The organism is Eudoraea algarum (assembly GCF_050589645.1).
Taxonomy (GTDB): Bacteria; Bacteroidota; Bacteroidia; order Flavobacteriales; family Flavobacteriaceae; genus JBNGOQ01.
Window position 1 is genome coordinate 562,245 of sequence record NZ_JBNGOQ010000001.1, and the last position, 13,072, is coordinate 575,316.

Below are 13,072 nucleotides of genomic sequence, written 5' to 3' on the forward strand. Positions count from 1 at the left end.
CGGCATCCCTGAATGTTAAAAGGGGGATGCCATTGGCTATTTTGTTATATTTACCGTTATCTAATTTCTGGATGCATGGGTTTAGTGACCGCAAAGGAGGTAGCCAAGGCAATTAATCTGCACAAATACGGTTTTTTGGGGACTTCCGTCGGATGGATTCTGTTGAAGGTCACCAAAATTGCTTCGATCAATCGTTTTTACAACAAGCATAAACACCTGGAGGGCGTGGCGTTTTTGGATGCCGTGGTGGCGTATTACGAAATAGAGTTCGAAATCCCTGAAGAGGACTTTAAGCGTTTGCCCAAAGAAGGCCCCTATATCACCATTTCCAATCACCCCTTGGGGGGGATTGACGGTGTATTGCTGTTAAAACTACTGTTGCAGCACCGACCCGATTTTAAGATTATTGCGAACTTTTTGTTGCATCGGGTGGAACCGCTGGCCGGATACATATTGCCCGTGAACCCCTTTGAAAACCACAAGGATGCCAAAAGCAGTGTATCGGGCTTTAAAAGCGCTCTTATGCATTTAAGGGAAGGCCACCCCTTGGGTATTTTCCCGGCCGGGGAAGTTTCTACCTATCGGGACGGGAAACTGATTGTGGACCGACCTTGGGAAGAGGCCGCCCTAAAGCTCATACAACGTGCCGAAGTACCGGTAGTGCCTATATATTTCCATGCAAAGAACAGTAGGCTGTTCTACCGCTTGTCAAAGATCAGTGATGTTTTCAGGACCGCAAAATTACCATCAGAAGTCACCTCCCAAAGAAATAGGCTCATCCGGGTAAGGATCGGCCAACCCATTTCCGTAACGGCGCAACAGGAAAACAAGACTCTGGAGGAGTTTTCGGATCTGCTGCGGAAGAAAACATATATTCTTGCCAATGCGTACGAGAAGGAGCGACTTATCGATAAAGTGCCTTCTACCCTAAAGATACCCAAACCTCCCAGGCGAATAGCTTCTGCCGTACGTACCGAGGTAATCGAGGGCGAAATTGAACGATTACGGGAAAAGGACTGTAGATTGTTGCAGAGCAAGAACTACGAGGTCTTTTTGGCCAAAAAGGCCGATATGCCGTTCATTCTGCAGGAAATTGGCAGGCAACGCGAGGTCACTTTCAGGGCCATAGGCGAAGGCACCAATAATTCCATTGATTTGGATGAATTTGATTCCTACTATTACCATTTGTTCCTTTGGGACGATGAGGAAAAGAACATTGTAGGAGCCTATCGTATGGGAATGGGCGCCGATATCTTTGAAAAATATGGAATCGATGGATTTTACCTTCAGGACCTGTTCCGTGTAGAGCCCGAACTTTATGGGATGATGAGGCAATCCATTGAGATGGGCCGGGCCTATATCGTAAAGGAATACCAACAAAAGCCCATGCCATTGTTCCTATTGTGGAAGGGTATCGTACATACTACCTTGCGGCATCCGGAACACAAATATTTAATTGGTGGGGTAAGCATTAGCAACCAATTTTCCAATTTCTCCAAGTCCCTGATGATCGAGTTTATGAAATCGCATTATTGGGACCCTTATGTGGCCCAATATATACACCCCAAAAAGGAATTCAAAGTAAAATTGAAAGATGCAGACAAGGAATTCGTCTTTGACGAGACGAAGGCCGATCTGAACAAATTTGATCGCATTATTGATGAGGTAGAACCGGGAAGTCTGCGTTTGCCCGTGTTGATCAAAAAGTACATCAAACAGAACGCAAAAGTCATCGCCTTTAACGTGGACCCCCTCTTCAACAATTCGGTAGACGGACTCATGTATATTAAGATATCGGATTTACCCGAAAGTACGGTCAAGCCTGTCATGGAAGAATTCCAGGCCGAGCTGGAACGCAAACTTATGGAAGGCACAAAGCTCTAGCGGTGCTAGGAAAGTTTTTCACGGACAAAACGCGCACAAAAATCACGGATTTCGTTCCTTGCCCTTAAAAAGGCGGCGTGCTTCGTTTCCTCGTTTCCCTCTACCTTGGAGGGGTCAAAAAAGTTATGGTGAATACGCTCTGCTCCTTTTGATGGAATAAAAGGGCAGTTTTCCTTGGCATGATCGCACACCGTAATGATGAAATCCCAGCTTATGCCCTGGTATTCGTCCACATGGTTGGAGGTATGTCCGGAAATATCGATGCCATCTTCCCGCATAATGGCCACTGCCCCCGGATTTAAACCATGGGTCTCTATACCTGCACTGTAAATTTGGGCCAAACCCTTTTGGAGTTGATTGAGATAACCATGGGCCATTTGGCTTCTGCAGGAGTTGCCTGTACACAGGACTAAAATGTTTTTCATTCTTTTAATTGGGTTTAATTTCTTTGACCAGGGTCCAAGGGTTTTCGTTGCTATCTTGTGCAGATCCTATAGGTACAGCCATCTATTTTGTTTGTAGGGCAAAAGTTCAATCCACACCTACCCGCTTGCTCCTTCTTTCATAAAGCAGGTTGTCCTTCCAAACACCGTGCAATTGACCTACGCGTTCCCGTGCGCCGATAAAACGGAACCCCATGCGTTCGTGCAATTTAATGCTCGAGGTGTTTTCCGGGAAAATACCCGATTGCAATGTCCAAAAACCGGCCGCTTCGCTTTGTGTTATAAGTGCCTCCATGAGCCGTTTGCCTACGCCCATACCCCGGCTAGACTGGCCTATGTATACACTTACTTCGGCAACACCTCCATAGACACATCTGCCCGACACTGGAGATAGGGCCGCCCATCCCAAAATATGCTCGTCCTCTATGGCAACTACCCGGCAATCTTTCAAATGTGCCCGGTCCCAATCCTCGTAGGGGGGAACCTGGGTCTCAAAAGTAGCAAAACCCGTAGCGATTCCTTCAGCGTAAATGGCGGAGACCCTATGCCAATCTTTTGGTTTCATTGCTCTAAGTTCCATATACCCTATGGTTAGCAACAGCCACTAGCCGGATCGCAACACGCCTCTTCCGTGGCACCAACGGCCACCCCACAGGTTTCCTTGGCCTTACAGTCCGTTTTTTCCACACCTAACTTAAGCAGCAGTCGGTCTGGAGCTACCTGGATGTCGTTCACAAAAAGCTGTGCAGTATGAAAATGTGCATTGCTGTATTCGAATTTTAGCTCGGTATCCTGGTTCAGAGGTTTAATGCCGTTTACTTTTTTGAGAATGCCCAGTGCTTTGTAAGCCGACATATAGTCCTTTTTATCCCTTTCAGTCGGACTCTCCCAAAGTTGGATGACGGTCTCCTTCCAAAAATCGGTTCCCGCACCGCAGTCTACCGAATCTACGGTGATGTTCTTAACTTCGGTTATGTGATAGTTGGCTCCCACGGTATGCCCATCCCGATACTCAAAGAGAAGGCTTTTTTTGGGATGTTCCTTTAACAATGATAAAAATTCCTTGGTTTGCATAAAATGAATGTTTAAATCAACAACAGTTAAATTTTGTCTTTTCGAAAAAGGAGTTTAACAGCCCTTGTATTTCGGACCATTTCTCCAGGTTAATACAGTAACATATTTTTTTTCCCGTTATCTCACCTTTGATCAAATCAATACTTTTTAATTCCTTAAGGTGCTGCGAAATAGTGGGTTGGGCCAGCCCAATTTCTTCAACAATATCATTGCAGATGCAGGCGTCCTGACCGCTTATATATTCCAGAATGGCGATTCGTGCCGGATTGGCCAGTACCCTAAAGATCACGGCCAATTCATTTTGTTCGGTATTGAAGATATCTGTTTTGGTAATGCCCATAACATATTTATATATTGCAATATTACGATAATAAAACGTAATAAAAAAGTCAGACGGTAAAAAATCTGACTTTATACATTGATTAGAACCAGGGTTTCTTGCCTACTTGATAGGTGTTGTAGAATTCTTCGTCAGATTTCGTGAGGTAGATAATCCCCTCGATCAAACTGATCAACCAAATGACCCATCCCGCAATACCACAGGTAAGAACTCCAAGTACCAGTGTACAGGCGAGCATAATGATGCCTTCCTTGTTATAGCCCAGTACAAATTTGTGAATCCCGAAACCTCCCAGTACGATGGCCAGGATGCCCGCTAATATTTTTTTGTTGTCACCGCCTGCAGTATTGAAAGCTTCCTTAGCCCCTTCGGTAAACTCTTTGGCGGTTTCCTTGGCACTTTCGGCAAAATCACTTGCCGCTTCCTTGGCATCTTCAGCTGCGTCCTTGGCAGCATCCTTGGCGTTATCAAAAGCATCTTCGGCCTTATCGCCCAAATCCTTATTTTCGTCTGACATCTTGTTGTTTTTTTGGTGGTTAATACTATTGTTAAATGTAACAATAATTTTTATCGGGTTAAAATTTTTATTGCTTCCTAAACCAAGGAGCAAACTTCGCAACCCTAAATGAGCCGTTTGGCCCCCACCTTATAAAAATGCCTTGTCTACCGGTTCCCAAAGTTCCAGTTTGTTACCCTCCGGATCTAGGACCCAACCAAATTTGCCGTAATCATAGGTTTCCATTTCCCCAACTATGGTAACCCCCTCCGCTTTGAGCGCTTTGAGTAATTCCTCCAGGTTTTCTACCCTGAAGTTCATCATAAAAGGGGCTTTGCTAGGGGCAAAGTAGGTGGTGTCTTCCTTGAAGGGACTCCATTGGGTAGAACAGTCGTTACCTTCCTTGTCCTTCCACCAAAACGTCCATCCGTATTGATCCGTTGGGATGCCCAAATGTTCCTTGTACCATTTCTTAATTGCATCCGGGTCCTTTGTCTTAAAGAAAAAACCGCCCAGTCCTGTTACCCTGTTTTTCATTTTTTTCTGTTTTTAATTGCGTTTTCATAAAAATTGATCCAATCCTGAACCTTAATTTTTGTACATAGTTCCCCAATAAGTCCATATGGGACAGTTTCCAGTTTTTTAAACCGAATACAGCTTTTTCCCATATCCAATTTGGTCGGTACCTGCTTTTGGTATTCTTCTACAAACCAATCCAAAAGGCTCTTGTTGGAATAGATGCCCATATGGTATACCCCGATAAAGTTTTTTTGGGAGGCCAGGTTCATAAAGGGCAGGGGAAGTTCCGGACTGCAATGATAGCCCTCCGGATAAAGCGAATGGGGAACAACGTAGCCGATCATTCCGTAATTCATGGTTTCCTCGAATCCTTCGGGCAGGTTCTCCAAGACCACCGACCTCAGTTTGCGCATAACCTGCTGTCGATCTTTGGGGAGTTGTTCTATGTATTCTTCCGGTGTTGCCGCTTCGTATCGCATAAGGTTAGTTTTTGCGTTGAAGCATCAGCGCCGAAATGAGGGAGATGATCAGACCAATGATTAATACCATAAGGAACATAAGCGCCGCTACGGACGCACTTCCATAATCCGGTAGTTCACCGGTATGTCCTTGCGCTATCATTACCGCTTTGTAGGACTCAAAAAAATCCGGATTGATCAGGGTGGTATAGATATAATCGGCAATGGCAACGCCCGCTGCTGTGAAAAGAGAAATAAGCAGTCCCACAGTCAATCCTTTGCCAAAGCTGAGTTGCCCACCATTTTCCCTATCCCTAAAGTGTTTTATTCCAAAGTAGACAAAAATCAGGGAAACGATCATGGTGGCATAGCCAATGACCTCTCCCATGGAATAATCCATTCCCTGTCCAAAATATAGGCCGGAAAGAAACAATAACAGCCCTAGGACAAACCCAAGGGCGCCAAATCTGATTACGGTACTTTTCATATGTGATGGTTTAATGGTTGATGGTTAATTATCTGCATTGCCACCGCATAATGGATTGGGGTAGATGCTTGTATACCTATATACCCCCGACGCAAACTTCCAGTTTTATGGTTGGTAAAGGCATTGGGTTCAAAACTAGTTTTTACCACCTAGATGGCACTCATACTAAAGTACCAAAATAACATAACTTGGATAGAAATGGGTCTTTTATAGGATCTGCATCTCCTGTGCAATCTGTACGGCCTGTGTTCTGCGTTTGGCGTTTAGTTTTAGCAAGACATTGGAAACATGGGTCTTTACCGTACTTTCCGATAGAAACAAACGATCTGCGATTTCTTGGTTGGAAGCGCCCTTTGAGATTTCGCGAAGTACCTCGTACTCCCTTTTGCTAAGGCCCAAGGCCTCAATTTTTTGGTAATCAATTTCGCCTTGGGGCAGCTTGTTCCTATGCAGGCTTTTCTTGTTGAGGTATACCCCAATAAGAAAAAAAACGATGGCGACCACAGCTATGGCCATCTCGACCTGTAAGTTGCCGCTAACTATGGAATATTTGCTTATTTGGAACAGTAGCAGCAGCGCCAAGATAAGCAGTCCGAATACCAGTACGGTTTTTTTCACCTTCGAATTTAGTAAAATTCGGCTTTGATTTTGTCCACGATGGTCTGAGCCAACTTTTTCTTGCTCTCTATGGTCCAACCCGCAACGTGCGGTGAAAGCAGCACTTTGTTTGATGAGGTAAGGTATTGAAAGGCCTCTGGCAGTTGCTTTTTCCCACCTACATTTTGGAACATATGCTCAAAAGACTTCTTCTCATACTCCAATACATCCAATCCTGCCCCCAGGATTTGACCTGTGTCTAAGGCCGATACCAGATCCTGTGTTACCACGCATTTACCCCTTGCGGTGTTCAGCAGCCAAAAAGGTTTTTGAAAGGCGTTGATAAACCGCTTGTTTATCATGCCCATGGTGTCCTTGGTCTGGGGAACATGAAGACTGATCACATCCGATTTTTGTTGTAGTTCCATGAGGTCTACCTGTCTTGCATCAATATTGCCAACACCTTCCAAAATGTCATAACAAATGGTTTCCACATCAAAACCGCGCAGTTTTTTGGCAAAGGCCTTTCCGGCATTTCCGTAACCGATAATACCTACCGTCTTGCCATCGAGTTCCGTTCCCCGATTGCCTTCACGGTCCCATTTGCCCTGGCGTACTTCCTCATCGGCCTTGTTTAATTGGTTAAAAAGCGATAACAACATACCCAGGGTATGTTCCCCAACTGCGTTACGATTGCCCTCTGGTGCAGCGGCCAAAAACACTCCTTTCTCCTGGGCATAGGCCACATCGATATTTTCCAATCCCGCCCCAACGCGACCAATGAACTTTAATTGGGTTGCCTTGTCCAAAAAGGGCCGATCAATGGTCAAACGACTGCGGATAATGATACCGTCATAGGCATGTATTTTTTGTAGGACCTCCTCGTTGGGGGAACTATAATCCTCATCATTCTGTAAGCCTAAGGCGGTAAGCTGCTCAATAAGTAGCGGATGGTTCGTATCCAGGTGCAGTACTCTCATAGGGTAGGGTCAAATTTTTGGATAATGCGTCTGCGTTCTTTCGTGTTGCACATCACCGGTATGAGCTGTATTCAGTTTTTCAAAAAGCAAAAGATGCACCTCCTCACCTCCTTTGGTGGCAGGGCAATGTTCCACTCCTTTGGGCACTACAATGAGCTCTCCTTCTCGCACCACCTCGGTCTTGTCCCTGAACTGCATGTACAAGGTACCTTTGAGTACCTGGAAAAGCTCGTCCTCATGCTCATGGGCGTGCCATACAAATTCTCCCTGAATTTTGGCCAGGATGACTTGCATATCATCTACCACGGCAATTTGATGGGGATGCCACCGTTTGTCAAAGGCGGCATGTTTTTCTTTTAAATTGATGGGTTTCATAAAATCAATGTGTTTATCTTAAGCGTGTATTCTGGGGGTTCGAAATCGGAAAATAAAAGTACTAAAAAAGCACCAATCCCGGGGAGGTACTTTTCTTACAAGGAGTTTGTAAAATAGGTCTGTGTGTGGGAGGGTCAATTCTATTTTCAAGGGGACGGCCTAGTCCAAAAAGGTCAGTTCACAAATTTCAAAGTTCCCGTTCCTATACCCTGTAACCAATAGTCTCTTGGAATCCCCAGACCAGTTGGGAAGGGTATCCCCGTCTTCGTTATAGGTAATTCGAAACTCGTTTTGCCCCTTGGTGTCCATGACATAAATTTCGGGTCTGGTGCCTTCCATTGATGTAACATAGGCTATTTTTTTTCCGTCCGGGGACCAAGCCGGACAAAAATTATGCTTGGGCCAATGGGTTAATCGGTCAAGACCCGATCCATCCAAATTAATGCTGTAGATTTCATCGTCCTCATTGTTGGTCTCATGTCTGGAAAAGAACAAAAGGGCATCGCCTTGGGGCGACCAGGAGGGATAAAAACTTCTGAATCCATTATTTGTTAACGATGCCAATAACCTTCCCTTGCGGTCTACAAGAACGATTTCCGCTTCCTGATCTGATTTTTTATTGGAATAGGCGATGGTCTTGCCGTCAGGGGAATAGCGAGCGAACATGGGTTCACCCTCTAGGGGTGGCAGGGATAGTTTTTTAATTTTTTTTGTGCGGATGTAAAGTTCATACAGTTCAAAACGGCCATTTCTGTTGGACTCAAATAAGACCTTCTTTCCGTTGGGGTGCCAACTGGGTCTTCGGTTTTCAACGTCCGATTTTGTCAGCCGTTCCTGGTTTTCACCCGTGGCGTCCATCCTGTATATTTCCCAGTTACCGTCCCGATCCGATTCAAAAACAATGTGTTTCCCGTCTGGGGAATAGCTGCCGTATCGGTCCTGACCCGGATGGTTAGACAGGATGGTTTCCTGCACTTGCTGACCGTAAACCGCACATGCGATGGTCATAAATACCATGCTGATAAGGCCATTTTTCATCGGTTTGCATTTAAGGTTATATGCCCAGAATCCATTTGGCGATCCAAAAATAGATGAGGATGCCGAAAATATCGTTGCTGGTCGTAATAAAGGGTCCGGTGGCTATGGCCGGATCTATCCCTTTTTTGTCCAAAAACAAGGGAATAAACGTGCCTATGATTCCGGCCACGATGATGACCACCACCAGGGACATGGCTATGGCAAGGGCCGTATTGAAATCCCCATTCCACCACCAGGTAAAAACCAGAAGCACCACGGCCAGGACTAGCCCGTTAAGGGTTGCCAAAAGCATTTCCTTCACCAAGCGGTTGCCTATACTCCCTTTTAAATCGTCATTGGCCAAGCCCTGTACAATAATGGCACTACTCTGGACTCCTACGTTTCCCGCCATCGCCGCGATAAGTGGGGTGAAGAAAAAAAGAATGGCATGTTTGCTGATCATCTCCTCAAAACCACCCATGATGGCCGCGGCACCTACACCTCCGACCAATCCTAGAAATAACCAGGGCAAACGAGCCCGGGTAAGTTCCCATATACTGTCATCTGCCTCTACTGACTGCGAGATACCTGCCGCCAGTTGATAATCCTTATCGGCCTCTTCCTTAATAACATCCACAATATCATCGATGGTAATCCTGCCCACTAGACGGCCCATTTCGTCAACGACAGGGATGGCTTCCAAATCGTACTTGGACATGATCTTGGCCACCTCTTCGGGGTCTTCATTTACGTCTACGGAATCTACTTTTGGGATATATACTTCTTTGATATGGGTACGGGTAGAGGTGGTCAGAAGGTCTTTTAGGGACAAACGACCAATGAGTCGGTCCTCGTCGTCCACTACATAAATGGAGTGTACCCGGGTCACATTTTCGGCTTGCTGCCGCATTTCCCGCACGCATTTGAGCACGTCCCAACTTTCCCGCACTTTTACCAATTCCTTGGCCATGAGCCCCCCGGCCGAGTTTTCATCGTATCGGAGTAGATCTACAATGTCTTGAGCATGTTCCCTATCCTCGATTTCCGAAATAACCTCCTGTACAATTTCTTCTGGCAATTCGGCAATGATGTCCGCGGCGTCATCCGTATCCAGTTCCTCCAACTCACTGGCTATTTCCTTAGTGGAAAGATTCCTAAGAATGGATTCCCTTACATCATCATCGAGTTCGGTAAGGATATCGGAGGTTTTATCGCTATCCAGGAGTTTAATAAGGTAGGTGGCCTCATCCTCGTTAAGCTCATTTATGATTTCTGCAACATCCGCGTAGTGCACCTCTTCCAAAAGCGATACCAGCTGTGTATCCCTTTGGTTTTCAACAAGCTGTTCTATCTCAGCTATAAGATCTTCGGTGAGTTTAAACGATGTCATTTGCTATCTTCTTTGTCAGCGTAACGAAATCGGCAACCGCCAATTGTTCCGGACGCCGATCAAAGATAGCATCTTCTTTTAAATTTTCGGAAAGCATAAATGTTTTTAGGCTATTGCGCAACGTCTTCCTACGTTGGTTAAAGGCCGTTTTCACCACTTTGAAGAACAGAGACTCATCGCAATCCAGGGCAAAATTCGCTTTGCGGATTAGTCTTAGTACGCCAGAATGTACCCTGGGGGGCGGGTCGAAGACCTGTGGAGGTACGGTAAAAAGATATTCGGCCTCATAGAACGCTTGCACCAAAACCGATAGAATACCGTAGGTCTTGCTACCTTCCTTTTGGCATATGCGTTGGGCCACTTCACGTTGGAACATTCCGGAGAACTCCGGGACCTGTTCTTTTAGGTCCAATAATTTAAAGACAATTTGGGTAGAAATGTTATAGGGAAAATTTCCAGTTATCGCAAAAGGCTCTGCTCCAAATAGCCCTTGAATATCATAATTTAAAAAGTCGGCCTCCAAGACCCTGAACTTCCCTTTTCTGGCAAATAGCTGGGGGTATTCCAAAGGGAAACTGTGGTTGAGATAGACAATGGATTCGGAATCCAGATCCATGGCTACCAAGTCAGTATTCTTTTGCAAAAGATATTTGGTAAGCACACCGGTTCCCGGTCCAATTTCAAGGACTTTACCGTATCCGTTAAAGGAAAGGGTTTCCGAAATCTTCCGTGCAATTTCCTCGTCTTTTAAAAAATGTTGGCCCAAATGTTTTTTGGCCTTCACCGGACTTTCCTCTTGCCAAGGCTTTTTACGCTTCTTTTGAAGTGGGCCTTTTTTTTTATGTTTCCCCATACACCCCTAATGTTCGCTTATGATTTCCAGTTCCGTTCTGAAGGCCACAAATTTATCCTTGAAACGCGCTAAGCCGTCCTGCCGTAGACGTGCTGCATCTTCCTCATAATACTGCTGCAGGATTTCCTTACTTCCAGTGGTGTATTGCACGGCGTAAGTAATGCCTCCGTTTTCCTCTTCCACAAGCACCTTGCATATTTTGGCTTGTGAAAATTTCCCGGTCGCCAACATATCAGGGATATGAATTTCCTGCATCCAGCCGAGCCATTCGTCATGAACGGCTTCCTCAATGTTTATGGTAACGTTGTAGATGTACATGGTGCTAAAGTTCGTTACGATGGTTTTTTGGTTTGCGAAAGTGGGCTGTACCATCTCAATTGATCGCATCCCCGCGCAAGACCCGATATTTTTTTCTCGCCTGTGGAAAATAATAGCTGTCCTGGTAGTCGTATATTATTTTCTCGTAATGACGTTTGGCCTTTTCTGGCTCGTTCAAGATATTGCCGTACAGTTCTCCCAGCGCAAAATGCGCATCGTCTGCCAAAATATCGTTGGGATAGAACTCTACAATTTTTTGATAATTGAATTCTGCAGCCTCATAGTTTTTTGTGCCTTCCAAAAGCTTCCCCTGTTTCAAAAGCGCCTCGTCCTCTACCTTTTCGCCTTTATGGTTTTCCAGAATGTCCTTCAATACGGTAATGGCTTCCTGGGTCTTGTTCTGATAGGCCAGAAGATCGGCCCTGGCATATTTTTTTAGGGCAGTTTGGGTAGAATCCTCCAGGGAATTGTCAGAAATTAACAAGCTTAGCTGCATGGCGTCGTTGGCAATGAGTTGGGAGGTGGAGCCCCGAAGCACTTTAAGTTGGGTCAGAGCCCAGTCAAAATCACCTTTATAGAAACTAGTCTGCGCCACTTTGAATCGGGCATTCTGTCCCAGCACATCATTTTTTAGGTCTTTTTGTGTTTGCGTGAAATAGATCAAGGCCTCGTTAAATTTCCTATCGAAGACAAGAATATCCCCAAGCGCCATTTTTGTATAGGCCCGCTGGTAGCGGTTCAATGGAAGTTCCAAACACTTTTTCAACATGCCCACCGCGTTTTGGGGGTCATCCTTCCTAAAGGTCAAAAAATTGGCATAGGCAATTTGAAGCTGTAGGGTCTGACTCCGGTATCCGTAATATTGGATCAGTTCCTGAAAGCTTTTTTGGACCTGTTGGAGCTGTTTGGGGCTTGGATCTAAAAGTTCAATGTCGATGAGGTTCAGTTCGGCGTTCAGTTTGGTGACTGGATCTCTACTGTTTTCCAGAATATACTTGAAAACATCCTGCGCCACTTCAATTTCCTTATCTTCCAGGGCCAGATTGCCAAGGCCCTGTAGCCGTTGTAGCGATCCGCCCTCTGCTCTCCTATAGATGGCCTTTTCTTGACTAAATGCACTGTTGTACTGTTTTTGCTGCACAAAAAGCCAGCTTAAAAGCTCGTTCCAAAGCAAATTGGGACTTTTTTGGGCTCTTCTGAGCAGGATGCGCTTGAGTGCGCTATTATTCTCATGTTCGGCATCCGAGGTGATGAAATCATCAATATTGCGCAGCACATTGGATTTGGAGGACTTGCCATTGCTTACCAATTGCAGATAGGACTCGTACATCTTTTCCACGTCTCCCTGTTCCCCATAGATACGGGCCAATTGAAAGTTATAGTCTAACTGTGGATTTAGCTCCATGGCCCGGGAATACGCTTTTATGGCATGCTCCAACAACACGTATTTGTGGAAACGGAACCCGATGCCGTAGCCGTAATTGGGATTTTCATCTATTTTCGCCAAGGCCCTTTTATAATACTCCTCGGCCTTTTCGGGAAAGTCCTGTAGCGCATAGTTGTATCCCATTTCAATATATAGGGTGGGGTACACATTGGGCAGGCTCAGGCTCTTGAACAGAAATGCCTGGGCCTTATCATATTGCTCCAACTGCTGGTAGCATGCCACCAGGCCTTCGGCATAATCCGTCCTTCGCGGATTTCTTTCGGCAAGTTTTTCGTAGAACACCACGGCTTTCTTAAAATCCCCATCGTTAAAATACTGTTTGGCGAGAAAATCGTCCTGTGCCGAAACAGGGTGGGACACGATCAAGACTGCCAAAAGAATGATCCATCTCATA

The 13,072-nt window shown here is 45.4% G+C and carries 17 protein-coding genes; 1 reads left to right on the plus strand and 16 read right to left on the minus strand.

Going from position 1 to position 13,072, the window contains the following annotated elements:
- Positions 1-75 precede the first annotated feature (75 nt).
- Positions 76-1,884, plus strand: coding sequence for a GNAT family N-acyltransferase (locus tag ACRD67_RS02550; protein ID WP_430965465.1), 1,809 nt, complete (start codon positions 76-78; stop codon positions 1,882-1,884).
- Positions 1,885-1,889: 5 nt separating this feature from the next.
- Here the strand turns inward: ACRD67_RS02550 and ACRD67_RS02555 are convergent, their stop codons facing one another.
- The 16 genes from ACRD67_RS02555 to ACRD67_RS02630 form a co-directional block, all read right to left on the minus strand.
- Positions 1,890-2,309: an arsenate reductase ArsC gene (locus ACRD67_RS02555; protein ID WP_430965466.1), complete on the minus strand. Its 420-nt coding sequence runs from the start codon at positions 2,307-2,309 to the stop codon at positions 1,890-1,892.
- 106 nt (positions 2,310-2,415) lie between these two features.
- Complete coding sequence (locus ACRD67_RS02560) at positions 2,416-2,907, minus strand: GNAT family N-acetyltransferase (RefSeq protein WP_430965467.1); 492 nt, start codon at positions 2,905-2,907, stop codon at positions 2,416-2,418.
- Between the two features lie 11 nt (positions 2,908-2,918).
- Positions 2,919-3,401: a DUF6428 family protein gene (locus ACRD67_RS02565; RefSeq protein WP_430965468.1), complete on the minus strand. Its 483-nt coding sequence runs from the start codon at positions 3,399-3,401 to the stop codon at positions 2,919-2,921.
- Between the two features lie 16 nt (positions 3,402-3,417).
- Positions 3,418-3,741, minus strand: coding sequence for an ArsR/SmtB family transcription factor (locus ACRD67_RS02570; protein ID WP_430965469.1), 324 nt, complete (start codon positions 3,739-3,741; stop codon positions 3,418-3,420).
- An 82-nt stretch (positions 3,742-3,823) separates the two neighbouring features.
- A complete protein-coding gene (locus ACRD67_RS02575; RefSeq protein WP_430965470.1) occupies positions 3,824-4,258 on the minus strand; it encodes a TM2 domain-containing protein in 435 nt (144 codons plus the stop codon).
- Positions 4,259-4,387: 129 nt separating this feature from the next.
- Entirely contained in the window at positions 4,388-4,774 is a 387-nt protein-coding gene (locus ACRD67_RS02580) for a VOC family protein (RefSeq protein ID WP_430965471.1), read from the minus strand.
- Positions 4,771-5,235, minus strand: coding sequence for a DUF1801 domain-containing protein (locus ACRD67_RS02585; protein WP_430965472.1), 465 nt, complete (start codon positions 5,233-5,235; stop codon positions 4,771-4,773). The genes ACRD67_RS02580 and ACRD67_RS02585 overlap by 4 nt, the downstream gene beginning before the upstream one ends.
- 4 nt (positions 5,236-5,239) lie before the next feature.
- A complete protein-coding gene (locus tag ACRD67_RS02590; RefSeq protein ID WP_430965473.1) occupies positions 5,240-5,701 on the minus strand; it encodes a DUF4199 domain-containing protein in 462 nt (153 codons plus the stop codon).
- Positions 5,702-5,908: 207 nt separating this feature from the next.
- A complete protein-coding gene (locus ACRD67_RS02595) occupies positions 5,909-6,319 on the minus strand; it encodes a response regulator transcription factor (RefSeq protein ID WP_430965474.1) in 411 nt (136 codons plus the stop codon).
- A gap of 8 nt (positions 6,320-6,327) precedes the next feature.
- Positions 6,328-7,278 (minus strand): 2-hydroxyacid dehydrogenase, encoded by a 951-nt coding sequence (locus ACRD67_RS02600; RefSeq protein WP_430965475.1) that lies wholly within the window; start codon positions 7,276-7,278, stop codon positions 6,328-6,330.
- A gap of 9 nt (positions 7,279-7,287) precedes the next feature.
- On the minus strand, positions 7,288-7,653 hold the full coding sequence (locus ACRD67_RS02605) for a cupin domain-containing protein (protein WP_430965476.1): 366 nt from the start codon (positions 7,651-7,653) through the stop codon (positions 7,288-7,290).
- A gap of 159 nt (positions 7,654-7,812) precedes the next feature.
- Positions 7,813-8,691: a TolB family protein gene (locus tag ACRD67_RS02610; RefSeq protein WP_430965477.1), complete on the minus strand. Its 879-nt coding sequence runs from the start codon at positions 8,689-8,691 to the stop codon at positions 7,813-7,815.
- Positions 8,692-8,707: 16 nt separating this feature from the next.
- Positions 8,708-10,060, minus strand: a complete 1,353-nt coding sequence (gene mgtE / locus ACRD67_RS02615) for a magnesium transporter (protein ID WP_430965478.1) — start codon at positions 10,058-10,060, stop codon at positions 8,708-8,710.
- On the minus strand, positions 10,047-10,913 hold the full coding sequence (rsmA, locus tag ACRD67_RS02620) for a 16S rRNA (adenine(1518)-N(6)/adenine(1519)-N(6))-dimethyltransferase RsmA (protein WP_430965479.1): 867 nt from the start codon (positions 10,911-10,913) through the stop codon (positions 10,047-10,049). Before rsmA ends, mgtE begins: the two co-directional genes overlap by 14 nt.
- Positions 10,914-10,919: 6 nt before the next feature.
- Positions 10,920-11,231, minus strand: coding sequence for a DUF4286 family protein (locus ACRD67_RS02625; protein ID WP_430965480.1), 312 nt, complete (start codon positions 11,229-11,231; stop codon positions 10,920-10,922).
- Between the two features lie 55 nt (positions 11,232-11,286).
- Complete coding sequence (locus ACRD67_RS02630; RefSeq protein WP_430965481.1) at positions 11,287-13,071, minus strand: tetratricopeptide repeat protein; 1,785 nt, start codon at positions 13,069-13,071, stop codon at positions 11,287-11,289.
- Position 13,072 lies beyond the last annotated feature (1 nt).